The sequence below is a fragment of the Bradyrhizobium sp. Ken01 genome (genome assembly GCF_055807355.1).
The window spans coordinates 1-250 of record NZ_JBVVPC010000262.1 but is presented as its reverse complement, the minus strand read 5'-3'; the positions used below and the strand labels follow the sequence as shown (position 1 = coordinate 250).

Genomic DNA, 250 nt, shown 5'->3' with positions numbered 1-250 from the left:
CAGGCGTCAGCCGTCATATTCGGGAACTGGAGGATGAACTTGGCATCGAAATATTTGTTCGACGAGGTAAGCGACTGCTGGGCATGACTGAACCGGGCAAAGCATTACTGGTCATTGCAGAACGTATTCTGAATGAAGCCAGTAATGTTCGTCGGCTTGCAGACCTGTTTACCAACGATACGTCTGGCGTTCTCACTATTGCAACGACGCATACTCAGGCACGTTATAGCTTGCCAGAGGTCATTAAAGC

Annotated in this window: 1 protein-coding gene; it reads left to right on the top strand. The window is 49.2% G+C overall.

Annotated features, from left to right (window positions below; all coding sequences use genetic code 11):
• Positions 1-250 (top strand): LysR family transcriptional regulator (locus AC0L3S_RS39585; RefSeq protein ID WP_473285408.1); only part of this gene is annotated, 250 nt, incomplete at both ends.